General features: G+C 50.7%; 21 protein-coding genes. 11 read left to right on the forward strand and 10 right to left on the reverse strand.

The genetic code is table 11. From position 1 onward, the window contains the following. The first annotated feature begins 20 nt into the window (after nt 1-20). The 3 genes from ACN0R1_RS03115 to ACN0R1_RS03125 all read left to right on the forward strand — a co-directional run bounded on the left by ACN0R1_RS03115 (nt 21) and on the right by ACN0R1_RS03125 (nt 3,832). Complete coding sequence (locus tag ACN0R1_RS03115) at nt 21-617, forward strand: TRAP transporter small permease subunit (RefSeq protein ID WP_417579826.1); 597 nt, start codon at nt 21-23, stop codon at nt 615-617. A 61-nt stretch (nt 618-678) separates the two neighbouring features. Continuing rightward, complete coding sequence (locus ACN0R1_RS03120) at nt 679-2,040, forward strand: TRAP transporter large permease (protein ID WP_417579828.1); 1,362 nt, start codon at nt 679-681, stop codon at nt 2,038-2,040. Nucleotides 2,041-2,173: 133 nt separating this feature from the next. After that, nucleotides 2,174-3,832, forward strand: a complete 1,659-nt coding sequence (locus tag ACN0R1_RS03125) for a HAMP domain-containing methyl-accepting chemotaxis protein (protein WP_417579830.1) — start codon at nt 2,174-2,176, stop codon at nt 3,830-3,832. On the opposite strand, the gene ACN0R1_RS03130 is transcribed toward ACN0R1_RS03125, so the two are convergent. From ACN0R1_RS03130 to ACN0R1_RS03140, 3 genes are all read right to left on the reverse strand, one after another. Next, on the reverse strand, nt 3,829-3,990 hold the full coding sequence (locus ACN0R1_RS03130) for a hypothetical protein (RefSeq protein WP_417579832.1): 162 nt from the start codon (nt 3,988-3,990) through the stop codon (nt 3,829-3,831). The two genes, ACN0R1_RS03125 and ACN0R1_RS03130, sit on opposite strands and share 4 nt — an antisense overlap. A gap of 247 nt (nt 3,991-4,237) precedes the next feature. Next, nucleotides 4,238-5,089, reverse strand: coding sequence for an ion transporter (locus tag ACN0R1_RS03135; protein WP_417579834.1), 852 nt, complete (start codon nt 5,087-5,089; stop codon nt 4,238-4,240). A 103-nt stretch (nt 5,090-5,192) separates the two neighbouring features. After that, on the reverse strand, nt 5,193-5,633 hold the full coding sequence (locus ACN0R1_RS03140) for an OsmC family protein (protein ID WP_417579836.1): 441 nt from the start codon (nt 5,631-5,633) through the stop codon (nt 5,193-5,195). A gap of 184 nt (nt 5,634-5,817) precedes the next feature. Here ACN0R1_RS03140 and ACN0R1_RS03145 point away from each other — a divergent pair, with 184 nt between their 5' ends. Together ACN0R1_RS03145 and ACN0R1_RS03150 are read left to right on the forward strand one after the other, a co-directional pair. Next, nucleotides 5,818-6,873, forward strand: coding sequence for an efflux RND transporter periplasmic adaptor subunit (locus ACN0R1_RS03145; protein ID WP_417579838.1), 1,056 nt, complete (start codon nt 5,818-5,820; stop codon nt 6,871-6,873). Next, nucleotides 6,873-9,935: an efflux RND transporter permease subunit gene (locus tag ACN0R1_RS03150; protein WP_417579840.1), complete on the forward strand. Its 3,063-nt coding sequence runs from the start codon at nt 6,873-6,875 to the stop codon at nt 9,933-9,935. Before ACN0R1_RS03145 ends, ACN0R1_RS03150 begins: the two co-directional genes overlap by 1 nt. Before the next feature lie 2 nt (nt 9,936-9,937). On the opposite strand, the gene ACN0R1_RS03155 is transcribed toward ACN0R1_RS03150, so the two are convergent. Beyond that, nucleotides 9,938-12,988: an efflux RND transporter permease subunit gene (locus ACN0R1_RS03155; protein ID WP_417579842.1), complete on the reverse strand. Its 3,051-nt coding sequence runs from the start codon at nt 12,986-12,988 to the stop codon at nt 9,938-9,940. Nucleotide 12,989: 1 nt separating this feature from the next. Continuing rightward, nucleotides 12,990-14,081, reverse strand: a complete 1,092-nt coding sequence (locus ACN0R1_RS03160) for an efflux RND transporter periplasmic adaptor subunit (protein WP_417579844.1) — start codon at nt 14,079-14,081, stop codon at nt 12,990-12,992. A gap of 171 nt (nt 14,082-14,252) precedes the next feature. Here ACN0R1_RS03160 and ACN0R1_RS03165 point away from each other — a divergent pair, with 171 nt between their 5' ends. Then, nucleotides 14,253-15,182: an exopolyphosphatase gene (locus ACN0R1_RS03165; RefSeq protein WP_417579846.1), complete on the forward strand. Its 930-nt coding sequence runs from the start codon at nt 14,253-14,255 to the stop codon at nt 15,180-15,182. A gap of 220 nt (nt 15,183-15,402) precedes the next feature. On the opposite strand, the gene ACN0R1_RS03170 is transcribed toward ACN0R1_RS03165, so the two are convergent. Then, complete coding sequence (locus ACN0R1_RS03170; RefSeq protein ID WP_417579848.1) at nt 15,403-15,960, reverse strand: DUF1415 domain-containing protein; 558 nt, start codon at nt 15,958-15,960, stop codon at nt 15,403-15,405. Between the two features lie 191 nt (nt 15,961-16,151). On the opposite strand from ACN0R1_RS03170, the gene ACN0R1_RS03175 reads away from it, so the two are divergent. Next, the gene (locus ACN0R1_RS03175) at nt 16,152-18,368 is read left to right on the forward strand and encodes a YgiQ family radical SAM protein (protein WP_417579850.1); all 2,217 of its coding nucleotides are present in this window, start codon (nt 16,152-16,154) and stop codon (nt 18,366-18,368) included. Between the two features lie 564 nt (nt 18,369-18,932). Next, on the forward strand, nt 18,933-19,142 hold the full coding sequence (locus tag ACN0R1_RS03180) for a cold-shock protein (RefSeq protein ID WP_036520985.1): 210 nt from the start codon (nt 18,933-18,935) through the stop codon (nt 19,140-19,142). A 78-nt stretch (nt 19,143-19,220) separates the two neighbouring features. On the opposite strand, the gene ACN0R1_RS03185 is transcribed toward ACN0R1_RS03180, so the two are convergent. After that, entirely contained in the window at nt 19,221-19,553 is a 333-nt protein-coding gene (locus ACN0R1_RS03185; RefSeq protein ID WP_417579852.1) for a hypothetical protein, read from the reverse strand. A gap of 140 nt (nt 19,554-19,693) precedes the next feature. Between ACN0R1_RS03185 and ACN0R1_RS03190 the strand changes: the two genes are divergently transcribed. Continuing rightward, the gene (locus ACN0R1_RS03190; RefSeq protein ID WP_417579854.1) at nt 19,694-20,140 is read left to right on the forward strand and encodes a flavodoxin; all 447 of its coding nucleotides are present in this window, start codon (nt 19,694-19,696) and stop codon (nt 20,138-20,140) included. 45 nt (nt 20,141-20,185) lie between these two features. Here the strand turns inward: ACN0R1_RS03190 and nfsA are convergent, their stop codons facing one another. From nfsA to ACN0R1_RS03205, 3 genes are read right to left on the reverse strand one after another with little or no spacing between them, the layout of a single operon-like run. Continuing rightward, nucleotides 20,186-20,926, reverse strand: a complete 741-nt coding sequence (gene nfsA, locus ACN0R1_RS03195; RefSeq protein ID WP_417579856.1) for an oxygen-insensitive NADPH nitroreductase — start codon at nt 20,924-20,926, stop codon at nt 20,186-20,188. An 18-nt stretch (nt 20,927-20,944) separates the two neighbouring features. Next, nucleotides 20,945-21,841, reverse strand: a complete 897-nt coding sequence (locus tag ACN0R1_RS03200; RefSeq protein WP_417579858.1) for a ribose-phosphate pyrophosphokinase — start codon at nt 21,839-21,841, stop codon at nt 20,945-20,947. Further along, nucleotides 21,841-23,382: a thymidine phosphorylase family protein gene (locus tag ACN0R1_RS03205; RefSeq protein ID WP_417579860.1), complete on the reverse strand. Its 1,542-nt coding sequence runs from the start codon at nt 23,380-23,382 to the stop codon at nt 21,841-21,843. The genes ACN0R1_RS03200 and ACN0R1_RS03205 overlap by 1 nt, the downstream gene beginning before the upstream one ends. A gap of 152 nt (nt 23,383-23,534) precedes the next feature. On the opposite strand from ACN0R1_RS03205, the gene ACN0R1_RS03210 reads away from it, so the two are divergent. Both ACN0R1_RS03210 and purU read left to right on the forward strand, forming a co-directional pair. Beyond that, a complete protein-coding gene (locus ACN0R1_RS03210) occupies nt 23,535-23,873 on the forward strand; it encodes a 4a-hydroxytetrahydrobiopterin dehydratase (RefSeq protein WP_417579862.1) in 339 nt (112 codons plus the stop codon). A gap of 82 nt (nt 23,874-23,955) precedes the next feature. After that, nucleotides 23,956-24,810: a formyltetrahydrofolate deformylase gene (gene purU, locus ACN0R1_RS03215; RefSeq protein WP_417579864.1), complete on the forward strand. Its 855-nt coding sequence runs from the start codon at nt 23,956-23,958 to the stop codon at nt 24,808-24,810. The last annotated feature ends 21 nt before the right edge of the window (nt 24,811-24,831 follow it).

Consider the following 24,831-nt stretch of genomic DNA (forward strand, 5'->3'; position numbering starts at 1 on the left):
ACTTAAAGGCGATATTCACAATGGATGAATATAACGTAGATCTGAATAAAGTCGAGGAGGCGGTCGCTCACAAGGCGGCCGTCGAATACCCTCGAACGCTGGTTTCTGATGTGCTTGAAGGAACTGTCGAGCTGTTCGGCAAGTACACCTCCTTACTCTGGATAGTGCTGATGTTGTTGATCGTGGTCAATGTGCTGATGCGCTATACCCTCGGAACCAACTTTATCGCACTGGAAGAACTCCAGTGGCATCTTTATGCTGTAGGCTTCATGGTAGGCCTGTCCTATTGCGTCTTGCATGATGGCCATGTACGCGTTGATGTCCTGGCAGAACACTGGCATCCACGCACCCGTGCCGTCGTTGAAATTATCGGATTGGTAGTGCTGTTCTTACCTTTCTGCTATTTCATCCTTTCTTACGCGTGGCCCTTTGTTGAGCGCTCATACCGGATTGGTGAAGTATCTGCGGCACCGGGAGGGTTGCCGATGCGCTGGTTGATCAAATCGGTCATTTTGCTTGCGTTTACGCTGATGGCGATGGCTGCCATTGCGAGATTGATCCGAGCGTTTTCTTTTCTGACCGGTTTTCCACGTGAACGAAAGCCAAGCCACAAATAATAAAAACTTGCCTGTAACCTAAGGTTCAGGCGAACACCAGGCTGTGCAAGAGGACTTTTTTGTGTTCGAAACCAATGAATTAATTGTAATCGCCATGCTTGGCAGTTTTATACTGCTGATCTTCTCTGGCTATCCTGTTGCCTGGATACTGGCCGGTATCTCGGTGCTGTTTAGTGCCGGTTCAATCCTTGCCTATCAATATTTTGATGTAGATACCTACTTTCTGACTGATTGGCGTATCTTTGGGGTGATGGTCCAACGAATCTACACGCAGATGACTAACTGGGTGCTGGTGGCCTTGCCCATGTTTATTTTTATGGGATTAATGCTGGAACGATCCGGCGTAGCTGAAAAGCTGATGAAGAACTTTGTCGAGCTGTTTGGCCGCTTCCGGGGTGGTTTGGGTGTGGCTGTTATTACCATAGGTATTTTGCTGGCAGCTTCCACCGGTATTGTCGGTGCCTCTGTGGTGTTACTGGCGATGCTGTCTATACCCACCATGCTGGAACAAAAATATTCGCCCGCCTTTGCCAGTGGTATCGTAGCCTCAGCAGGTACGCTGGGTATTCTAATCCCCCCGAGCATTATGCTGATCATTATGGCCGACCAGCTTTCGCTGCCTGTCGGTGACCTGTTTATGGGTGCTTTGATTCCTGGTGTGATGTTGGGGTTAATGTATATAGCCTATGTGGTGATAGCGGCGATGTTGGTCCCCTCACTGGCACGACCGAAAACAGATCTGCCACCGATCTCTTTTAAAATGGTGCTATCAACCTTGTGGGCTGTTGTACCATCGTTGGGACTGATTCTGGCCGTGCTGGGATCGATTTTCCTGGGTATTGCTACACCCACAGAAGCTGCGGGGGTTGGTGCGTTGGGGGCAACTATCCTGGCGGCGATGAATGGTCGCCTGAATAAAGAAGTCCTCAAAGATGTGAGTATCAAGACCAGCATCACCACGGCCTTTGTCTTTGGTATTTTCCTCGGTGCCACGGCCTTTGCGGTGGTTATGCGGTCCTTAGGTGGGGATGAGTTCATCGGAGGGTTGCTGAAGTCGATTCCCTTGTCACCGGAAGGCATAGTAATTGTAATTCTGCTGATCACCTTCGTGGCTGGATTTTTCCTCGACTGGCTGGAAATCAGTTTGATTCTGTTACCGCTGGTTGGGCCGGTCGTCTCTGCTCTGGGTTTTGATCTGACCTGGTTTGTGGTGCTGTTCGCACTGGCCTTGCAAACGTCATTCTTGACGCCACCGGTAGGTTTCTCGCTGTTTTATCTGAAGGGCGTGGTACCCCCGAGTATCAAGACCACGGATATCTACAAGGGTGTCGTTCCATTCATTTTAATTCAGTTATTGGCAGTAGCGTTGGTGTTCTACTGGAAGGATCTGGTACTTTGGCTACCGGCGGTGCGCTATGGCTGATTTACATGTATTTGGGTTGTAAATAAACAATAAAACCAGTTAAGAAGCTGAGAGTATGGCGTGTAAATATTAGATGGCCATTATATAATTCAGCTTCTTATTTTTGTTTAACGCTTGCTACTGGTGCATCCCAATGACCTTGAATGTTAACTCAATCAAATTCCAGATGCGTTTTCTGGTTTTAGTATTTTTAGTGGCTATTGTTAGTATTTTATCCTTCGCACTTTATGGCCTTAAATATGAGGCGTTTGAATTTGACGATAATTATGATCGTCGCATGGTGCCATTATACGAAGTAGAGCGAATCGGCGGTTTGATAGAACAGATACGCACCGAGTTGTTGTTATCAATACAACATAATCCGGCAGGACAATTTGTAGAGATGCATGATCATCCTACAAAATTGCATCTTGATAAAATTCAGGTCAGTGCAGATGAAGTGGATCGATTATGGACACACTTTATGTCGGTATATCATGGTGAAGAAGCCATGCAACTCAGTGGTGAGTTTGAAGCAGCTTATCAACGCTATTTAACTGATGGTGTGCGCCCCACAATAAATTATATAAGCAATGGACAATATGTTCAGGCAAATTTGCACATATTACGTTCTGTAAACCCCCTCTATGCTCAGGTAGATAGAGCCAGAGAGGCGTTGAGTGATCGCAAGCTGCGTGGTGCGCAAGAAGCAAAAGCGAAAATGGATAGCACTTCGGCTGTATTGACCTATCAATTGTACGGTTTGGGTCTGATAGCTATATTGTTGGCGTTACTCTTTGCCTGGCGTGTGATTAGTCGTTTAAACAAGGGTATGGGTGGATTGTCTACTTTAGCGACTTACATGGCGCACGGGGATTTTAGAAACCACCTGGTTACACATCATCAAGCAACTGATGAATTTGGCGATATTATCCGTCAATTTATCACTACTCGAACTCAATTGAATGAAATGAGTCGCCAGATCGGTGAGGCGGGCCTGAATCTATCTGAGTTGGCTGAGCAAGGCTCAGTCGTAGCAGAGCAAGCCAGTCGAGGAATTCAAAAGCAACGAGCTGAAACAGACATGGTGGCAACGGCTATGTATGAAATGAATGCCACAGTACATGATGTTGCCAAAAATACAGCCAGCGCTGCATCCAGTGCCAATGACGCTGATCAACGTGCACGCGAAGGTCAAAACGTGGTAGGTAGTAGTGCAGAGGGAATGAAGCAACTTGCCCTTGAGGTTGAATCGGCTGCTCGGGTCATTAATGATCTTGCTGAAGATGCACGTAAAATAGGATCTGTTGTAGATGTAATTCGCGATATCGCAGAACAGACCAATCTGTTGGCGCTTAATGCTGCGATTGAGGCTGCGAGAGCCGGTGAGCAAGGTAGAGGCTTTGCCGTGGTTGCCGATGAAGTACGTTCACTCGCAAGCCGGACGCAAGCATCCACCAGTGAAATACAATCAATGGTTTCACACCTGCAAACCTCTGCCGTGAATGCTACTGAGGTGATGAATAAAGGCCAGGAGCGTGCAAGTGAGGGCGTTGGACATGCCAATAAAGCAAGTCAGGCTCTGGAAAAGATCATGGAGGCTATTATGGCCATTAATGATATGAATACGCAGATTGCCAGTGCAGCCGAGGAGCAAAGTTCTGTTGCTGATGAGATGAACGAAAACCTTAATCGCATCAATATGGCAGCTGATGAGACTTCTCAAGCGTCAGAATTGACAGCTGAATCCAGTCGTCGCATTGCTGAACAGGCTGATAAACTCAAGGCCATAGTCAGCCAGTTAAAATTTTAATAGGGTCGAGGTAGTTCAGCGGCTGGCAGTGGTGATGGTGTTCTACTGGAAGGATCTGGTACTTTGGCTTCCGGCGGTGCGTTACGGGTAAGGCGCAGTTGTACTTGTACTTGGACTGTATCAATAGTCAGGGTATTGCCACCACCTCCGTGTGACACGCTTTACGTCATCCCTGACCGCTCGTCAGCCGCCTTCCCTGGCGGCTGACGGTCACACAGAGGTGATAGCAACACCCTTCTATAGCCAAGTGCCAGCCGCAACTGCTATGTCTCGGAGGGGGTTGATGGGGTGGGGGCTGACTGACCATCTGCCGCCTGGATGGCGGCAGTTGAGCCCCCAGGGATGGGTTTACGGCGTGTCAGTCAGATCCGACCCCATCAAGCCCACCACACGAACCATACCCTGCTATTCGTTGTTGCTGCGGTTCTGGCTGTTGACCTGGTTAAGTTGTTGCTCCATGCGATTGAGTTGCTCTGCCATGGTGACCATGTGCTCACGCATCCAGTGAATTTCTGCGGCTTCACCTTCGCCGGATTCTAATTGGGCTGCCGTGTTCTCTTTCTGCATCACATCCAGCACTATGCCGATCATCATATTCAAAAAGATAAACGCGTTCAGAAAAATGAAGGTGAGGAAGAAAATCCAGCTGTAGGGGTATTGCTCCATAGTGGGGTAAAGTACGGCGGTGGCCCAGCTTTCAAAGGTTGCTACCTGAAATAGTGTGAGCATTGCCAGTGAAATATTCCCCCAAAGCTTTTCATCCACACTTTCGAACAGGAAACTGCCGATAGCCGCGTAAATGTAAAAAATGATAAACATCAGCAGGGCCACATAACCCATGCGTGGGATGGATTTCAACAGTGCAGCGAGTAGCATGCGCAGCTCTGGTATCATCGACACCAGACGCAATACCCGGAAAATTCTCAGCAAGCGTGCGATCAGCACCATTTCAGAATCATCGATTGGAATCAAGCTGGCAGTGACGATGAGAAAATCGAAAATGTTCCAGCCTTTTTTGAAAAAATCGAGCGTTCTTTTCTCTGCTGCCAAGCGGATACAGAGCTCGAATAGAAAAAACAGCGTGATACCAAGATCCAGCCAGCGCATGACAATATCAAAGCGAGATGTTTCTTCGTAGGTTTTAGCACCTATCAGCAGGGCTGACGCGATGATCACGAAGATTACAAAGGTTTCAAAAAGTTTGTTAGCGCGCAGCCGCTCCAGTTTATCCTGAATGCGACTCCAATAGTTTTTCATAGCCTGTACACACTCCGCAGGTAAACATCAGCCGTATCGAACGCGCTATTATCGCTGATACGGCGGATACACAAAAGCGGCGTGTAACGGAAAGCTGAAAAACTCAGTCTTTCAAGCTGTGAACGACACTGGTTTCCAATCGAGTGTTGTCGTGTAGCGGGCAGCGTTCACAGATTTCATCCAGAAAAACCTTTTTTTCAGCATCACTCATGTCGGCATCGATTTCAGCTTCGATACGGATCTGTTGAAAGCCGGTACGATCTTCAGAGGGTTTGCCGAGCAGTCCGGCCGGGTTGTAATCACCAGCAACGGCGATTTTCATGCCCCGCAGTTCAATTTTTTGTTGCATGGCTGCAATCCGACCAATGGTGCCGATACAGCCAGCGATGGCAAACAGAAAATACTCCAGTGGTGTGGGACCTAATCCCGTCCCTCTGGCAGCGACAGGCTGATCTATCACCACTCTGTGCTCTCCGAGCACCGCTTCTACAGCAAAGCCCTCGCCCATCTCGGCATTAACACTGATGCATTTGGTCTGACTCATACACTCTCCGTTCATTATTACCCTCTGGGCCATCAGTTTGAAAAGGTCTGATTGCTGCCAGAATGACTTGAAATGTTATTGAAGCCTGCGTAAAAGGCGTCATACTTAAGGGAATGTCCTTATGCTGTCGTAGTATAGCGCCTTCAATCAGGTTTTTCAGGATAGTGTTACAGAGGGAAGTGAAATGTTCAGATTACTGCTAATTGCATCAGCCTTTTTTATTCTGCCCGGCTGCAATGATTCACATACCGAGCAACAGACACCGACGGTTCCTCTAGTGAGGTTGTTACAGATAAGTCCTGACTCTACTACAGCTGAACGTTATTTTCCGGCGCGCCTGGAGGCTGCGCAGGCGGCTGATTTGTCATTTCAAGTGTCGGGCAAACTGGTGCACTTTCCTGTCATCAAAGGTGATCAGATCCGCAAAGGAGAATTGATCGCTGGTCTGGATCAGACTGACTATCAATTGTTGTTGGAATCAACACGTGTAGCCTATGCACAAGCCGAACGTGATCTGAACAGGTTAGAACAATTACGCAGTCAGAATCATGTTTCACAAGCGCAATTGGATGAGGCCCGTACAGTATATGACCGAGCGTCTGTTGAACTGGATCGTGCCAAGCAGAATCTGATTTATACCGAAATATTTGCACCCTATGATGCCTTAATAGCCGATCGCATGGCGGATAAATTTACGCAGTTAGCCGCGGGCACCCCCTTGGTGCGTATTCAGGATTTAAGTCGCATTGAAGTTGAGATAGCGGTACCGGAAATGCTGCTGCCACAAGTGCAGGATCCCGCTGGTTATTATGTCACGGCCACGCTGCCGTCAGTACCGGATCGGCAGTTTGAGCTGAGTTTCAAAGAATACGCCACTGAGCCAGACCCACGCTCGCGCACCTATCGAGTTACCTTTGATATGGAGAACCCGACAGACCTGCGATTATTACCCGGTATGAGTGCCACCGTACGGGTGGCGCTGATTCAAGATAAAAACCCATTACCTGTATTGCCCTTGCATGCCCTGGTGGGTGAAGGCGATCAAACGCAGGTGTTTGTGTATGATCCAGACGCTCAGCAGGTGGCTCTTCGGGCTGTGATTACCGGACGATTAATGGCTGAAGGCATAGAAATTCTGGAGGGAATTCAGCGTGGTGAATGGGTGGTTGCAACTGGAGCAGGCTTTCTAAGTGACGGTATGCAGGTGCGTGCGGATCTGGATCAGCAGGAGCAGCGTTGATGGATATTGCACGCGCATCGATTGATAAGCCAGTCAACACCTGGTTATTAATTTTGATCTGTTTATTGGGAGGGGTCTGGGCTGTTCTGACGCTGCCGCAACTGGAAGATCCCGAGTTTACCATCAAGGAAGCGATTATACTGACACCTTACCCAGGCGCATCGGCTCAGGAGGTGGAGCTGGAAGTTACGGATCAGTTGGAAATCGCGTTGCAAGAGATGCCGCAACTGAAGCGTTTAACATCCCGTTCCATGCCGGGACTGTCAGAAATAACGGTTGAAATCAAAGATGCCTTTCGTTCGGCTGATCTGCCTCAGGTCTGGGATGAGTTGCGACGCAAAGTACAGGATACCCAGCCTAACCTGCCGCCTGGCGCAGGGCCTTCGCGTGTGAATGATAGTTTTGGCGACGTTTTCGGCCTGTATTATGCTGTGACGGCACCCGGATTCGAAGTGGCTGAGCTGCGTGATTTTGCCCGTGAATTACGCCGGGTTGCACTACGCGTTCCGGGTGTTGCCAAGGTGGTGATCAACGGTGAACGCGACGAGCGTATCCTTATCGAAATTCCCCAGACGGTTTTGATTCAGCTGGGCCTGAGTCCGGAGCAACTGGCTGGGCGTCTGCAACTGCAAAATGCTGTTATTGATGCAGGGCGTCAGACACTCGATGACTTGGCGGTGCGAGTTGTCCCTACGGGCGACTTCGACAGTCTGGAGCAGATACGTAACCTATTTATTACCACGCCATCCGGCGATACCTTGCGCTTGGGCGATGTGGCTGTCATCTCGCGTGATTATCATGAACAGCCTCGGCAGTTGATCCGCTTTGCTGGTGAAGATGCGGTCACCATCGGTATTGCAGCGACGGGCGATAGTAACATTGTTGAAGTGGGTCATGCAGTGGAGGCCGCGCTCACCGGGCATATGACAGCACTGCCGTTGGGCGTATCCCTGCAACCTATCTATCAACAGCACCATATCGTCGAACGCTCACTGAATGCGTTTATGCTCAATTTGCTGATGTCCGTATCGATCGTCATTCTGGTGCTTTGTCTGTTTTTAGGCTGGCGTGCCGGAATCGTCGTGGGAAGTGCACTGTTACTGACGGTTACCGGAACGCTGTTTCTGATGAAGGTCACTGGTTTGCAAATGCAACGGGTTTCGTTGGGGGCATTGATTATTGCCATGGGTATGCTGGTGGACAATGCCATTGTTGTTGCCGAAGGTATGCTGGTGCGGATGCAGCAGGGGCGTAGTGCGCGGGAAGCGGCTAGCGGGATTACCGGACAGACGCAGATGCCCCTGTTGGCGGCAACCCTTATCGGTATTCTGGCGTTTTCGGGCATAGGCCTGTCGCAGGATGTCACCGGTGAATATACCTTATCTTTGTTTGTGGTGATTGGATTATCATTGCTACTGAGTTGGATTTTGGCGATTACCGTTGTCCCTTTGCTGGCCAGCCTGTTGTTTGTCAGCCAAACCGAAGGCACCGCAACACCTGCTCCAGCTGCAGGTTCGTCAGGATACCGTGGTCTGTTATTACGGGTGCTGCGTCATCGCCGTGTGACTTTGCTGGGATTGCTAGGGTTTACCGGTATCAGTTTTGTTGCCTTTACCCAAGTGCCACAGATTTTTTTCCCTAATGCGCAGACAGAGGTTTTTTATCTCAATTACTGGCGGGAGCAGGGTACAGATATTCGTGCGACTGACCATGATCTGGCGTCACTGAGTGCCTTTGTCAGTGAGCTGGAGGGTGTAGAACAGGTAACCAGTGTTGCCGGTATGGGCGCGGCGCGGATGATGCTGGTGTATCAGCCGGAACGCACCAATCCAGCCTATGGCCAGTTGATTATTACTGCCAGTTCAATACAACAGATTGAGCTGTTGACCCAGCAGATCGAAACAGAGCTGCAGCAATACCCTCAGGCTCAGGCCTGGGTGGAGCGAGTTCGTTTGGGGCCTGGAAAGGGAGCACCGGTTCAGGCACGTTTTAAAGGCGAGGACCCGCAAGTGCTACGACAACTGGCGGAAGCCGCCAAGCAGGTGTTTCGTGACAGTCAGCACTTGACGCATCTACGTACTGACTGGCGTCAGCCTGAGCGTGTGATCGTGCCGCATCTGGCCGATGATCGTGCCAGTGTGCTGGGCGTAAGCCGTCAGGATCTGGCCCAATCCCTGTCAATGATCACCACCGGACAAACGCTGGGATTATACCGTGAGGGAGATCGTCTGATTCCGTTGTTGTTACGCGCCCCTGCGAATGAGCGGGGCCGGGCGACGCAGCTTCAGGATCGGATGATCTGGAGTCAGGCAGCGGATCACTTCATACCGGCTAGTGAGGTAGTAGACCGCTTTGAAACCCGGCAGGAAGAGGCGCTGATATTGCGACGTGATATGCAACGCACGCTCACTGTCAGTGCGGACCCTTTGCCGGGGGTAAATGTGGCCGCTGCGTTTGCTGAGCTGCGAGGAGATATTGAGGCCTTAGCCCTGCCACCTGGCTATCAGTTGGAATGGGGGGGCGAGCATGAGAGCTCTGGTGATGCCCAGCGTGCCTTGGCTAGCCAGCTACCTTTGAGCCTTCTGGCGATGATGCTGATCTCAATATTGCTGTTTGCACGACTGAAACAACCCTTAATTATCTGGCTTTGTGTACCCATGGCCATTTGTGGCGTGACCTGGGGATTGTTAGTGACGGGGATGTCATTTGGTTTTATGGCGCTGTTAGGTATGCTCAGTCTGTCAGGCATGTTGATTAAAAATGCCATCGTGCTGGTGGATGAAATTGATCAGCGTATTGCTCAGGGTGAATCACCTGCCGAGGCGCTGATCGAAGGCAGTGTGTCGCGCTTGAGGCCCGTCGTTCTGGCGGCAATTACCACTATTCTGGGCATGCTGCCGCTGGCATTTGATGTGTTCTTTGCTGATATGGCCGTGACCATTATGAGTGGTCTGGCCTTCGCGACGCTCCTGACTTTGCTGGCGGTACCGGCCTTGTACAGCCTGTTCTTCCATATCCGCCAGCCAGTTGCCAGTCGCGCTGAAGTTGCTGAAAGTCGCTGAAATTAGCGCTTCAGCACTTTGGTGCCCAGCAACAACATGCAGGGCGTCAGCAACAGCGTCAATAGTGTGGCGAACGCCAGACCTCCGGCGATGGCGCTGGATAGTTGTGTCCACCATTGTGTTGAGGGTGCGCCAAAGCCCAAGCTGGGTTCAAGCAGATTGACATTCACTCCCAGCACCATCGGTATCAGCCCTAAGATAGTGGTGATGGCGGTCAGCAGCACAGGGCGCAGGCGCAGCACGCCGGTTTCCAGTGCCGCTGTGTAAGCGCTCATGCCTTCCTGGCGCAGGGTGTTATAAGTGTCTATAAGAATAATGTTGTTATTAACCACAATACCGGCCAGCGCAATAATACCCATGCCTACCATTACCACACCAAAGGATTGGCCATTGATCAATAATCCCAGTAATACGCCAGCGGTAGAAAAAACGACAGCTGACAACACTAAGATGGTCTGATAAAAGCTGTTGAACTGTATCAGCAGAATCAGCAGCATCAGCAAAATAGCGATAATGAAGGCTGAGATAAGAAACTGTGAGGCCTCTTGTTGGTCGGCATCCTCCCCGCCAGTGCGTATTTGCACACCTTCAGGCAACTGGTCAAAGTGACTGTTGAGTGCGGTCAACCGTTCATCCAGCTGGAAACCCTCGGCCAGATCGGCTTGGAGTGTCAGAGTCCGGACACCATCCACACGATGCAGATTACCAACACGTGGCGCCGGTTCCAGATCGACAAAGTGGATCAGTGGCACCTGTCCACGGTTGGTGTTGATGGTTAAACGTGAGAGTTGATCGATAGAGCGCCAGTCTGCCGGTAGCCTTACGCGGATATCCACTTCATCGGTGGCATCTTCTGGGCGGTAGGTGGCCAGCATCAGGCCGTTGGTGACCAGTTGTACCGCATTGCCCACACTCAATACATCGGCTCCCATTCGGGCCGCCGCTTCACGATCCACCTGCAGCCGCCACTCAATACCCGGTAGGGTACGGTCATCTTCTATATCTACAAAACCACCCAGTTCCTGCATCAGAGCCCGGATTTGGGTCACGGCCTGTTCAGCCAGTTGTGGATCCTGGGCACTGATGAGCAGTTCGACCGGTTTGCCTTCTCCTGGCCCCATATCCTGCTTGCGAAACTCCAGTTCGATACCATGGATGTCCCGGGTCAGTTCGCGCAACGATTGAATAACAGACTCGGAAGCTCGGCGCTGGTGCCAGTCGATTAAGCGGAACTGCAGAATACCTATAACGTCGGTGCCCATTTGCATCGATGGCATGGCAAAACTACGGGCATAAACCGACTCGACCTCCGGATAATGGTTCAGACGAGCTTCCACTCGCTTCAGTAGATCATCTTTTTCATACACGGAAAGATCACCGCGCGCACGGACTTGCAGCTGCAGGGTTTCCGGTTCGATATCTGGAAAGAATTCAACGCCGTGGTTGAGACGACCATAGGCGGCATAGATCAACATAATCAGTAACAGCATGCCGAGCAGGGTCAACCAGGGGGCTTTGAGCAGGGTTGATAGCAAGCGCCGGTAAGCGTGGGTAAAAAGTCCGGCCTGGGTTTCTTCCTTGGGCACACGACCTGAGAGTATGCCGCCCATGGTTGGCAGAAAGATCAGTGCCATAGCCAGAGACGCCAGCAGGCAGAGAATCACCGTAGCAGGAAGGTACTTCATGAACTCTCCTACCACGCCGGGCCAGAACAGCAGTGGAATAAACACTGATAGCGTCGTGGCAGTGGAGGCAATAATCGGCCAGCTCATACGCGTGGCAGCACCTATCCAGGCTTCTTTTGGCTCTTGGCCTTCACGCAGGTGGCGATCGGCCAGTTCACTGACAACGATGGCACCATCGACCAGCATGCCGGCTACCAGAATCAGTGAGAAGAGCACAATAATATTCAGTGTGTAACCAACTGCCCAGACCAACAGAATACCGGTTAGAAATGCACCGGGAATTGTCAGTCCGACCATTACTGCTGACTTTAACCCCATGGTGGCTATGATCAGCATCAGTACCAGCACTACGGCGGTCAACACGTTGTTTAGCAACTCATCCAGCATTACCCGGACTTCATCGGACTGGTCCATGATGTAATCGATGCTGATGTCTTCAGGCATTTGTGCACGCGCCTGCTCAACCAGCTCGCGCACCTGAGTGTTGGTGTCGATGATGTTGGCACCGGCACGCTTACTGATTTCCAGTACAATACCTGGCTGACCGTTAATGCGGGCAAAACCTGACGGGTCTTTGAAGGTGCGCTGTAACACCGCAATGTCGGCAAAGGTGATGACTGTGTCGCCGTCAACTTTCACCGGCATGCTGAGTACATCATCCAGATTTTCGATGACCCCAGGTACTTTCATCGACATGCGTCCGGCACCTGTATCGAGGCTGCCAGCGGCCACCAGACGGTTATTACGGGAGACAAGATCAAATAACTGGGTGTAATCTATCTGGTAGCTGTCGAGTACCTGGGGATTAACAATAATTTCCAGCAGATCTTCTCGGTCACCGCCGATATCCACTTCAAGGACTTCAGGGATGCCTTCAATCAGCTCTTTCAGACGCCGTGCCATGTAGACCAGTTCGGCTTCAGACACAGGACCGGATAGGGCAACGGACAGCACTGGGAACAGGGCTACGTTGATTTCATGCACACTGGGTTCATCAGCCTCTGAAGGGAGGTTTGACTGGGCGGTATCAACTTTTTCGCGAACGTTTTGTAATGCGCTTTGAGGATCGAAACCGGCATCAAACTCGAGCATGACCGATGCATGGCCTTCGCTGCTGGTTGAGGTCATCTTCTTGACCCCCTCCAGTGAACGTAACTCCTGCTCCATTGGACGGATCAGCAGGCGTTCACCATCTTCCGGACTGATGCCTTCAAGACTCATCGACACATACATCATCGGAATGACGACATCTGGATTGGCTTCTTTGGGAATGATCTGATAGGCGGCAAGCCCACCCAACATCAAGAATATAAACAGGGTCAGGGTGGCGCGGCCGCGAAACAATGCGGCACGGATCAGAGACTCCATATCAGTCTGACTCCACTTGAACGGCGGTAACCTGTTCGCCTTCACTGACAAAACCGGCGCCCTGGGTTACCAGCTTGATTTCAGCAGGCAAGCCACTGACCCAGACACCACCGGTGTCTAGGCTGAGAATCTGCACTGGCATGAACTGCATGATTTGTTCATCGTTGATGATGCGGACACCGGTTTGTCCTGTGCTGTCCAACGCCAGTAGTGCGGGTGAAAACCTGTGTGCTGACAGATCGGGTAATAGAATACTAATCGTAGCGCTGGCCCCGGCTACGCGACGCAATTCCGGATTATCTATCTGGGCTTCAATACGATAACTGCGCGTGGCGCTATCAGCTACATGGGCGATAAAGCTGATTTTTCCTGTCAGTTGGCCTCCGTCCAGCAGTTGGGCTTCGGTGGTCAACCCTTCGGACAGTTGGCTGGCTTTTTGTTGTGGGATATCGGCGGTTAGTTTCAAGGTGCGTGTATCGGCCAGGCTCACCAGGGCATCACCTGGTTGTATGCTGTTGCCAACCTCAATCGGTAAAGACTCAATAAAACCATCGAAGGGGGCTAAGATTTGTGTATGTTGCAGCTCCATACTTACTCGGTCTCGTTCTGCACGGGTGCTGGCAACCAGGGCCTGCTGATTTAACAGCGCTGTTTCCGAGGATAGGTTCTGGCTTTTCAGACGCTCAGTTGCCTGCAGATTGGCTTCAGCAAGTCGCAGGTCAGCTTCAGCACGTTGTAGCTGTGCCTGACGGTCTTCCTGATCCAATGAAATAATCAGCTCACCAGCTTTAACGGCTTGACCCTGGCGGACATGCCAGGCTTCGACCTGGCTGTTGATCCGACTTGTCAGGGTGCTTTGTCGATAGGGTACCAACTGACCTTGCACTTGGAGACGGGGGTGGTAGGTGCTAGCTTGCAGTATCTGTATTTCCACAACAGGGCGTTCAGCTTCCTGACTAGCAGGGGTAAATTCAGGTGCATCAGTGGCGAGGGTGTAAACTGAGCCGCTGAGTAACCATATTGCCAATAAAGCGGCAAGCAACAGGGCTAATGCAAGCGAAAAATGCGATGAACGTATCTTTAAAAAAGCCATGAAAAAGTGTCCCTGTGTCCGGTCAGATAGCAGTCTACAGCATAGCAAGTTGCAGCAGGGTGTTAAACGTATGAGAAGTGAGTTTATTGGCTATAACGGTTCCTATTTCACAGGTTTGCGGGTATGTTTTACCCACACTTGAAGACTAATTGGTTGGAGGTCAATAATCCCATGACAGCTCAAAAGTTTCGCCTGGTCACACGCAGTGATTTTGATGGACTGGTTTGTGCCGTATTACTGAAGCATCTGGATCTGATTGACGATATCAAATTTGTGCATCCCAAAGATATGCAGGACGGCAGTGTGGCTATCTCCGCCACCGATATCTCAACCAACCTGCCCTATGTCGAGGGTGTGTATCTGGCATTTGACCACCACCTGTCTGAAACTCTGCGTAATGAGAAACGCGACAATCATATTATTGATCCTGATGCCCCCTCAGCCGCGCGCGTGGTGTGGAAATATTATGGTGCTCACGAAGCCTTCCCGCCTGAATGGGATGAAATGATGGACGCCGTGGATAAAGGCGATTCGGCGCAATTTGAGCCAGAAGAAGTACTGAATCCACAAGGCTGGCCCTTGTTGAATTTTTTGATGGATGCGCGTACCGGTTTAGGGCGTTTTCGTGAGTTCCGTATCTCCAATTACAACCTTATGATGGATTTGATCGATTACTGTAAAAATCACAATATTGATGAAATCATTTCTTTGCCAGATGTTAAAGAGCGTGTAGACCTGTATTTTGAGCAGGAAACCAAGTTCAAGGAGCAGATTAAGCGTTGTGCAACGGTTCACGGCAATTTGGTGGTATTGGATCTGCGTAATGAAGAGATAATATACGCCGGTAACCGCTTCATGATTTATGCACTTTTTCCTCAGTGCAATATTTCTATCCATGTCCTTTGGGGACTGAAGCAGCAGAACACCGTGTTTGCCACAGGTAAATCCATCTTTGATCGCAGTTCTAAAACCAATGTTGGTGAACTCATGCTGAAATACGGCGGTGGAGGGCATCAGGCGGCAGGTACCTGTCAGGTGGCTAACGATCAGGCTGAAACGGTTCTCAACGAGCTGATTGTGCAGATTAATCAGGACGGTTGATTTTCATGTGTCCAGGGCCTAATGGGCCAGATCTGTCTGCCACGCCGTGAACCCATCCTTGGGGGCTCCGGTGCGCCATCCATGGCGCACAGGGTCAGACAGATCCGATCCCATCAGCCCTTACCAACCTGGGTGCCGGCGTAAAGTCGGTTTGGCATAAGTGCTTCGCGGCCAGACGTTACTGTGACGCGCCAGCACTCAGTAAGTCTGAGGCGAGAGGCTAAAGCCATGGGAAGAGTGCTTGTCGTTCCGCTTCATTCAATTCACCAACACGTCGGATATTGCGTTCAGGTATGCCTTCAGCATCAGGATGACGCTCAATCGCATCAGCGACACTCGCCTCTCTTAGCAGATGAAGTAGTGGGAAAGGCGCTCTGTTGGTCAGATTTTCGGCATCGTCAGACTGGGTGCCGCCAAACTGATAGTGCGGATGAAAACTGGCAACCTGATACTGGTCTACACGATCAACTGATACCAGGCAGGCATCCGCCAGATCCAGAAAATCATTGTAATCAAGAAAGTCTGGCCAGAGGTTCGGAAATGCCAGAATCGTCGTTTCCAGTGTTTCAGGCTGGCTTGCATCAAGACATCCCAACTCTTCAACCATAAGAGCCAGCGCCTCCGCCTCTGTTGCAACCGTGCTGACCTGTATGCGTATCAGCCCTTCTCGATAAGGCTTGTGTGCAAATGGACATAGATTAAGCCCTATCACCACCTGTTCCAGCCATTGCTGCACCAGCTGGGTCGCCTGCGGGATATCCTGCGTTGATATTGCCATGTCGAGAAAAGCCTCTGCTATAAAAAGACATTGTAACGTAAATGATATTTTGCTGTTTTTGAAACCCCAACCTGGCACCTGCTTGGCGCTTCACACCAAAGCAATTCCTCTGCCTCATATTCGACAATAGTGGGTGTTATGCATCATTTTCTGTTACTATTTTTGGTCGAATTTCACTCAATGAGCTTTACATGACCCAGGTATTCACCCCGATCCATACACGCCCTGCATTCCGGCAGAGTAAGTCAAAGGCCGCCCCGTTTTTGCCCATGAGCCGCCAGGAAATGCAGCAGTTGGGTTGGGAGTGCTGTGACATCATTTTGGTCACCGGCGATGCCTATGTGGATCATCCGTCATTCGGTATGGCTATTATTGGACGCCTGTTAGAAGCGCAGGGGTTTCGGGTCGGTATTATCGCTCAGCCTGATTGGCACTCCGCCGAAGCCTTCAAGGCGCTGGGCAAGCCTGGGCTGTTTTTCGGTATTGCCGCTGGCAATATGGATTCGATGATTAATCGCTATACCGCCGATCGCAAAATCCGCTCTGATGATGCTTATACGCCGGGGAATGTCGCTGGTAAGCGGCCGGATCGGGCCAGTATTGTCTACAGCCAGCGCTGTCGTGAAGCCTATAAGGATGTGCCGCTGGTGCTTGGCGGGATCGAAGCGTCACTGCGCCGTATTGCGCATTATGATTATTGGCAGGATAAAGTTCGCCGCTCTATTTTGCTGGATTCGCGGGCCGATCTGTTACTTTACGGTAACGCAGAAAGGGCGGTAGTCGAGGTGGCACATCGTCTGGCAGCGGGTGAGCCTATCGATAGCCTGCGTGATATTCGCGGGACTGCTTTTGTACGCAAAGATACGCCAGAAAACTGGATGGAAATCGATTCAACGCGCATCGATCGTCCAGGAAAAATCGACAAAATCATCAATCCTTACGTCAATACCCGTGATCTTCCTGAGTGCGAGATCGAGCAGCGCAGCTCAGGTGAAACCGCCGAAATGGACGCGGACGATGAAGTGCAGGTTTTGCATATTGAACCCCGCGTGCGCCTGGATCGCAGCAAAACTGTGATACGTATTCCCTCGTTTGAGAAAGTCAGCAAGGATCCAGTGCTCTATGCCCACGCCAGCCGGGTACTGCATCTGGAAACCAATCCAGGCAATGCTCGGGCGCTGGTGCAGCTGCATGGTGATCAGGAAGTTTGGCTGAATCCACCGCCAATCCCCTTGACCACTGACGAAATGGATTATGTTTTTGATCTGTCCTATGCCCGTGTGCCTCATCCGCTGTATGGCAAGGCCGAGATTCCGGCTTACAAGATGATTCGCTTCTCAGTCAATATCATGCGTGGCTGCTTTGGTGGCTGCACCTTCTGCTCTATTACTGAGCATGAGGGGCGGATTATTCAAAATCGCTCACAAACCTCGATCATTAAAGAGATTGAACAGATACGTGACAAGGTGCCAGGATTTACCGGGGTGATTTCAGACCTGGGTGGCCCGACCGCCAATATGTATCGCATCGCCTGTAAAACTACGGAGATTGAGGCGGCCTGTCGCAAACCTTCCTGTGTTTATCCGGGCATTTGTCCGAATCTGAATACCGACCATTCCGCACTGACACAGTTATACCGTGATGCACGTAAGCTCAAAGGCGTGAAAAAAATCCTCATAGCCTCAGGATTGCGTTATGACCTGGCCGTTGAAGATCCGGAGTATGTGCGTGAACTGGTGACTCATCATGTCGGCGGCTATTTGAAAATAGCACCTGAGCACACAGAGCAGGGGCCGCTGGATAAAATGATGAAGCCGGGTATCGGTAGCTACGATACGTTTAAGAAAATGTTTGAGCGCTTTTCCAAAGAAGCAGGCAAAGATCAGTATCTGATTCCCTATTTTATTGCTGCACATCCAGGCACCACCGATACGGATATGCTCAACCTGGCACTTTGGCTGAAAACTAACGGCTTTAAAGCCGACCAGGTACAGGCTTTTTATCCTTCTCCTATGGCGACCGCAACAGCCATGTACCATACCGGGCGTAATCCTTTGCGTCGCCTTTCCTATAAGAAGAACGCAGAGAAGGTGGACACGGTTAAAGGTGAGCGACAGCGCCGTCTGCATAAGGCATTTTTACGCTGGCATGATCCGGAAAACTGGCCGCTGCTGCGTGAAGCGCTTAAGTCGATGGGGCGTGCCGATTTGATCGGTTCGGGTGAGCAGCAATTAATACCTGACGAGGAGGTTACCGAAGCTTATCCAGGCCAGCGCCGCAAAAATGCGCCGCGTACTTCGGGCACAGCCAAAGGAAAGCTGTTGACCCAGCATACCGGATTGCCACCACGTGCGCACAAAGGGGGCAAAAATCGCAAACCAGCAACGGTAGGACACAGGAAGGGGTGAAAAAGGGGTGGAGTTTTTGCAAAAATCCGCAATTATTAACCTTTTCAACGTTGTAATTCGTCGGAACAGGTGTATAGTTATTTTTATCAACAGCTTCCCGGTAAGCGGTTGTGCTTCGAATTACAGCGTGTCTGTAAATGTTTTGACCGGGTTACCAGCCTTGATGCTGGATTAGAGTTATAGAAGATTTGATGCAAGTTAAAACAAGCGGACTGCGGTTCGCCACTGATCGGAACACACCACTCCGATCCACATACTCACAAAGCAGCAAACAGCTTAGGCTGATTCGCTCACTTCCTCGTTTGAACACCACTCAATCGATCAATCAGTTTTTCCCTCGTCAGGATGGCATCATCCTCGGGAAATCTTTGTGCGTAATTTTGCAGCCTTTGTCCGTTCAGTCGGAAACAGATTCTGAGAAGCCGATCATTTAGGTCGGTTTTTCTAAACAGCGTTCAGTGTATGCGGAAATATCCGGGTACAGGAACAGAAACGGGATCGGATAATCCGGTCTTTTGAAAAAATGCCAATTGATGGCAAATACGTAAAAGAAAGAGGCAAGACATGTCACAGCTAGTTACCGGTACCGTAAAATGGTTCAACGATGAGAAAGGATTCGGTTTTATCCAGCAGGAGAACGGTCCGGATGTATTCGTACACTTCCGTGCAATCAACGGCAATGGTCGTCGTACACTGCATGAAAACCAGCAGGTAACTTTTGAAGTTACCCAGGGCCAGAAAGGTCCTCAGGCTGAGAACGTATCTATCGTCTGATTTCAGACTAAGATAGTACCTTCTGACGGCGGATCCCAAGGGTCCGCCGTCTTGTTTTATAGCGTCATATAATCCTCTTTATTGCGAATTATCCGAGGTTTTTTCCAGTCGCCTGATGATCTCAAGGTAACGTGGTGTCGGACCAATATCTTCATAGACAGGATCACCATCCTCTTCGCGGATGACTCGCGGCCCTGGTCGATAGGGCATGCGTGCTTCAATTTCCTGCAGCAAGGTTTGAAATAGAGCGGGTCCAAGCTCTTCCATCGACACCGCATATACCTCACAAAGCGCTTGTAGCCTGAAAAGGTCTTCCTGATGTATTGGCAGGGTGACTGTTTGCTGCCCCGCGCGCTGGGTGGCTTTACGTTCCAGTTTTATCAGCAGGGCACTGAAATAATCGTCTAACATGGTCTCTATCTCCGACAAGCAGGTAACCTGACTAATAGAATAGCGCAAAAGCCCTGAATCTTCACCGTGTTAAGTAGCGATACTATCGATTATCATGCCTGTAAATCAGTAAGTTTTAATAAAGGATAAAGGGGAGAAGTATGGCGAGTGTGATCTTCGCAGTAGGGTCTGTGTATGGTAACAGTACATCAGTTGCCGAAGAATGTGCCGAGCTGCTGCGCAGTGCTGACCATGAAGCCGAGATATATTCGAACGCAACGCTGGATGACTTGTTGGCGCAACCTGAGGCTGTGCTGATTATCTGTACCTCCACAACCGGTCAGGGAGAGTTGCCTGACAATATTTATTCACTGGTAAGTGAGTTGCGTGAACAGTTTCCGCTGATGCCAGAGCGTCGTTATGGCGTCATTGCACTGGGTGATAGCTCCTATGATACCTTTGCCGATGCCGGGCGGCAGTGCGATGAGTTGCTGCAAGAGCTTCAGGCGCAACGTATCGGCGAGGTACTGTATATTGATGCCTGTGAAACAGCCGATCCGGAAGGGGTGGCTGTGGCATGGATGAAGGCGTGGATGCAGGCGCTTTGATCGAGCGGGTTCACGGCTGCATGCAGGTGCCGTGAACCCGAAGTTTTAGCGTTTTAGAAAGCCTTTGCTGTGCAGAAAATCCAGCATGTGCGGACGCGCTTCTTTCACTAGCATACCGGAAATTTGTTCACTCCAGCTCATCTCTTTGGTGCCACCTGTGCGGCTGCGATAGTAGTCTCTGACCGCCAAATCATACTCGCGGATGCTGTCAGCATCGTTACTGTCATCATAACTATCCTGCTTTAATACTACAGACAGGGGGAGGCGGGGTTTTATTTCTGGATCCTGATCGGGGTGGCCGATACACATGCCGAACACCGGATAGACCAGCTCAGGCAGCGCCAGTAGCTCGGACACCCGCGCTATCTGATTACGAATACCACCAATATAGACGACGCCAAGTCCCAGGGACTCTGCTGCTATGGCACAGTTCTGGGCAAACAGACCACAGTCTACAGTGGCGGTAATGAACTGCTCGGTAAAGCCACTGAGCATCTCGGCCTGGTGCATATCACATACCAGCTTGTGCCGCTGCATATCGGCACAGAACACCAGGAATACCGGAGCCGTGGCGACATAAGCCTGATTCCCGGCATATTCAGCCAGTTGTTCGCGCTTGTGCTTATCGGTAATCTGAATCACTGTGCAGGCTTGAATAAAGCTAGAAGTGGCTGCCGCTTGACCGGCTTCGATAATGGCATTGATCCAGTCTGGTGAAAGCGTTTGTTGGGTGAATTTGCGAATAGAGCGATGTTGTTTGAGTAAATCAATAGTCGGAGTTGTCATAGCTGATCCTGAATAGGTTTACGCTGCCGAATGGCCTGTTTGTAATAAGCGAATCGCGGCTGCCAGAGCGGTACTGGTCTCAATCTGATTACTGATGTGCGGAATGCAGTCAGTGGTTACCACGCGTGCTTTTTCACTCAATTGCGCATAGGCGCTACCAGCAAAAATACCATGCACGCCTATCGCTGTCGTGCGTGGCAGGCCAGCCTGATCGAGGTGAGCAATAGTTTCCAGCATGGTCCGGCCACTGGAAATAATATCATCTACCAGTACTGGTTGGTGGTCGTGGTAGGGGGCTAGTTCCGGTAGAGAAACGGATACCTGATAATCGCCAAAGCGTTGTTTCTCTAAAATTTGAAAGGGAGCACTGGCCAGCTTAGCCACATGGGAGACCCACTGTTCACTTTCACTGTCTGGCCCGATCAGTACTGGATTGGCAATATGCTGTTGGATCCATTTGGCAATCAACGGAGCCGCTGACACGACAGTTGTTGGTATCGTGTAGATTTCCGAGAGGCTGGCATAGCGGTGCAGGTGTGGATCTATAGTGATTAGTCCGTCAAATGCCTGGGAGAGCAAACGGGCAAAGGGTACAGAGCTGACGCACTCGCCGTCATGAAAGCGTTTATCCTGGCGCATATACGCCAGATAAGGGGTTACTAGTATTACCTGGCTGGCTCCCAGTTCATGCAGTGTGTCAGCCAAAAATAACAAGCGCAACAACTTGTTATCAGGATGAAACAGATTGCAGAAAACCACGCAGGGGCGGTTCTGGCAGCTATCATGTATGCGTACATAACTCTCGCCATCCGGAAAGTGGCGTATTTCCAGTGTGCCAGCTTCGGCAGGCAGTGCTGTGCAAATTTGTGCTGCCAGGGCAGCATCTGATTCGAGGTTATAAAAGAGTGTTGTCATCAGTGCTTTTCCTTGTCTCTGCGTTCGGCGGCTAAACAGATTATTTCGGTATGTTCACCGAGATAATCCACCGCGTAATTCAGTTCTCCAACGCTTTCAGCGTGAATGGTCAGTAAGGCTGTTCCGGCCGCTACCGATTGGCCTAAATGTACATGCATATCAACGCCTGCGGCCGGATCAGCCGGGGCGCCGGCAAGTTTGGCCACCTTGGACAGTTGGCGGTTATCTATGTTGGTCACTATGCCACTTTGTTTGGCAATCAGGGCAAAGCGATAAGGGGCGATGGGGGGAGACTTCATACCACCCTGAGCGGCACAGATGGCCATAAATTTGTTCCAGGCGGCCCCTGAAATCAGTGTTTTCATCGCCAGATCGATCCCTTCTCCTGGTGCCAGGTCTTTGACCATCTCCAGCATGGCACCGGCAATCAATACCGCTCTGTCACGTAGATCAGTCGGCGAATCAGCCAGGTTTTGCAGTACGGCAAGAATATCCCTGGCTTCCAGTGCAGGTCCTATACCCTGACCGACAGGTTGTGAACCATCGGTAAACAATACTCGGATATTCAGGCCAAGATTGGCGGCAACTGTTTTAAAGCTGGCTGCGAGCTTGTCAGCCGCTTCCTGGCTGCGCACTTTAGCCGTCGGTCCGACCGGTATGTCGATCAGTACATGTGTGGCACCTGCAGCAATTTTCTTCGATAGTACCGACGCAATTAACTGCCCCTCACTATCGATATCGAGGGCGCGTTCGACTTGTATCAATAAGTCATCGGCCGGACTCAGACGTACTGATCCTCCCCAGGCCAGACAGCCTCCCACGCGCCTGACAACATCTCGCATCTGATCTAGGGACAAGCTGACGTTGGTCAGTGTCTCCATAGTATCTGCTGTACCTGCGGGCGAGGTGATAGCACGTGATGAGGTTTTAGGAATAGTGACCCCACAGGCAGTCAGTATAGAAATTACAATCGGCGTGGTGCGGTTTCCTGGTAGTCCGCCTACGCAGTGTTTATCCAGCACCACCGGCAATTTCCAGTCGATGCGGCTACCAGAATCCACCATGGCACGCGTGAGTGAGGTGATTTCATCATCGTCCAGCTTGTCATCACCGCAGGCGGTTATAAATGCGGCCAAATGTACTTCAGCATACTGACCGTCAACGATATCAGTGATAATGTCACTGAATTGCGCATCGCTGAGTCGGTGGCCATAGACCTTGGCGCGTACATGTGAAAGAGAATGTACCGGGCGTGGATGAGACAGCCACACCGGGGCTCCCGGTTCTACCTTGAAACGGCGCCAGGCGACCTCGGAGAAGCCCACTTCATCATCACTGATCAGATCACTGGTGATGATATTCAACGAGGCAATGATGCATTTATCAGCATGACTGGTTGCTAGAATGCGCGACAGGCTTTCAAAGCCTTCAGAGCGGCACACCGGACTTTCCGCACGCAAGTAGAGAGTTGGCTCATGGTGTGTGTCTATCCCCATGCGACGGGCTCGCAAGGGTGCCATGCGTTCAGGTACAAAATTCATATTGAGGAACTATCCTTTACCCAAATGGCACCAATACAGGAAAGAATGCCGGTTAAATGAAAGTAGATACCGAGTTTACCCTGAAGTAAAGCCGACCTCACATAGGTTGGCAATGAGGCCCGTATCATGAGGCCAATATTGAGGAGAGTATAGTGAAAGATCAACAGTGTAACTTTTGTAGAAGTGATGCGCCTAAGCTCAGTGCTGAACAGGCGCAGGCGGAGATGAGGGTCATTCCGGATTGGGTTCTGGTCAAGGATGCGGACGCACTGAAGCTGAAGCGTGAATTCAGCTTTGTCGATTTTGCCAGCGCGTTGGCATTTACCAATCGCATGGGGGCGTTTGCTGAGTCCATCGGTCACCATCCGGATTTACTCACAAGCTGGGGAAAAGTTGAAGTGGTTTGGTACACCCACAAAATTGGCGGTTTGCAACAGGGTGATTTTCTGAGCGCTATCGAAACTGAACTGCTTTATCAGCGTGAAAAATGATCTTGTCCGCAACGGACGGTTCGCTGTCGCAGTTGTTCCTGCTAAGATATGCGCGTGTTTAACTTGCGGGAATTTTTAAATCATGGAACGCCGTTTTCGATTGGTACTCTCTTGCCCTGATCGGGTGGGCATTGTCTCAATGGTCAGTAATTTTATTTCCAGCCACGGTGGCTCCATTGCCGATGCTAACCAGCACTCAGACCCAGTTTCCGGGTGTTTTTTTATGCGCGTGGAAATCAGCGCAGCCACCTTGCCCTTTAGCCTGGAGGCGCTAAAAGAAGCCTTTACCCCCATCGCTAATTCCTTCGGCATGGACTGGGAAATACAGGATTCCAATCGACCCAAGCGGATCGTGTTGATGGCGAGTCGTGAGTCACATTGTCTTGCCGACCTGCTGTATCGTTACCATAGTGATGAGCTTTTCTGCGAAATACCCTGTGTGATTTCCAATCATGACAAGCTGCGCAGCATGGTTGAGTGGCACGGGATTCCTTACTACCATGTGCCGGTCGATCCTGACAATAAACAGGCGCACTTTGATCAGGTGGAAAAACTGATTCTGGAGCACGATGCCGATGCCGTGGTTCTTGCACGCTATATGCAGATCTTGCCCGCGGGTATGTGTGCCCATTTCCCACACCGTATCATCAATATCCATCACAGCTTTCTGCCATCATTTGCCGGTGCACGCCCTTACCATCAGGCGCATGAACGTGGGGTCAAATTGATCGGAGCTACTTGTCATTATGTGACTGAGGATCTTGATGCCGGACCGATCATCGATCAGGATGTGACTCGGATCAGCCACCGTGATCATCCCGAAGAAATGGTTCGGCTGGGACGTGATGTAGAAAAATCAGTATTAGCGAGAGGGTTGCGCTGGCATCTTGAAGACCGGGTGCTGGTGCATGGTAATAAAACTATCGTGTTTGCCTGATCGGGCCAATAGAGAGCTGGG

It is taken from the genome of Nitrincola sp., assembly GCF_048264025.1.
Classification (GTDB): Bacteria; Pseudomonadota; Gammaproteobacteria; order Pseudomonadales; family Balneatricaceae; genus Nitrincola.

Bases quoted from the DNA above. Each gene is read 5' to 3' on its own strand.
- ACN0R1_RS03115 (WP_417579826.1), top strand. From the start codon at position 21: ATGGATGAATATAACGTAGATCTGAATAAAGTCGAGGAGGCGGTCGCT.
- ACN0R1_RS03125 (WP_417579830.1), top strand. From the start codon at position 2,174: ATGACCTTGAATGTTAACTCAATCAAATTCCAGATGCGTTTTCTGGTT.
- ACN0R1_RS03135 (WP_417579834.1), bottom strand. From the start codon at position 5,089: ATGAAAAACTATTGGAGTCGCATTCAGGATAAACTGGAGCGGCTGCGC.
- ACN0R1_RS03140 (WP_417579836.1), bottom strand. From the start codon at position 5,633: ATGAGTCAGACCAAATGCATCAGTGTTAATGCCGAGATGGGCGAGGGC.
- ACN0R1_RS03145 (WP_417579838.1), top strand. From the start codon at position 5,818: ATGTTCAGATTACTGCTAATTGCATCAGCCTTTTTTATTCTGCCCGGC.
- ACN0R1_RS03150 (WP_417579840.1), top strand. From the start codon at position 6,873: ATGGATATTGCACGCGCATCGATTGATAAGCCAGTCAACACCTGGTTA.
- ACN0R1_RS03155 (WP_417579842.1), bottom strand. From the start codon at position 12,988: ATGGAGTCTCTGATCCGTGCCGCATTGTTTCGCGGCCGCGCCACCCTG.
- ACN0R1_RS03160 (WP_417579844.1), bottom strand. From the start codon at position 14,081: ATGGCTTTTTTAAAGATACGTTCATCGCATTTTTCGCTTGCATTAGCC.
- ACN0R1_RS03165 (WP_417579846.1), top strand. From the start codon at position 14,253: ATGACAGCTCAAAAGTTTCGCCTGGTCACACGCAGTGATTTTGATGGA.
- ACN0R1_RS03170 (WP_417579848.1), bottom strand. From the start codon at position 15,960: ATGGCAATATCAACGCAGGATATCCCGCAGGCGACCCAGCTGGTGCAG.
- ACN0R1_RS03175 (WP_417579850.1), top strand. From the start codon at position 16,152: ATGACCCAGGTATTCACCCCGATCCATACACGCCCTGCATTCCGGCAG.
- ACN0R1_RS03180 (WP_036520985.1), top strand. From the start codon at position 18,933: ATGTCACAGCTAGTTACCGGTACCGTAAAATGGTTCAACGATGAGAAA.
- ACN0R1_RS03185 (WP_417579852.1), bottom strand. From the start codon at position 19,553: ATGTTAGACGATTATTTCAGTGCCCTGCTGATAAAACTGGAACGTAAA.
- ACN0R1_RS03190 (WP_417579854.1), top strand. From the start codon at position 19,694: ATGGCGAGTGTGATCTTCGCAGTAGGGTCTGTGTATGGTAACAGTACA.
- nfsA (WP_417579856.1), bottom strand. From the start codon at position 20,926: ATGACAACTCCGACTATTGATTTACTCAAACAACATCGCTCTATTCGC.
- ACN0R1_RS03200 (WP_417579858.1), bottom strand. From the start codon at position 21,841: ATGACAACACTCTTTTATAACCTCGAATCAGATGCTGCCCTGGCAGCA.
- ACN0R1_RS03205 (WP_417579860.1), bottom strand. From the start codon at position 23,382: ATGAATTTTGTACCTGAACGCATGGCACCCTTGCGAGCCCGTCGCATG.
- purU (WP_417579864.1), top strand. From the start codon at position 23,956: ATGGAACGCCGTTTTCGATTGGTACTCTCTTGCCCTGATCGGGTGGGC.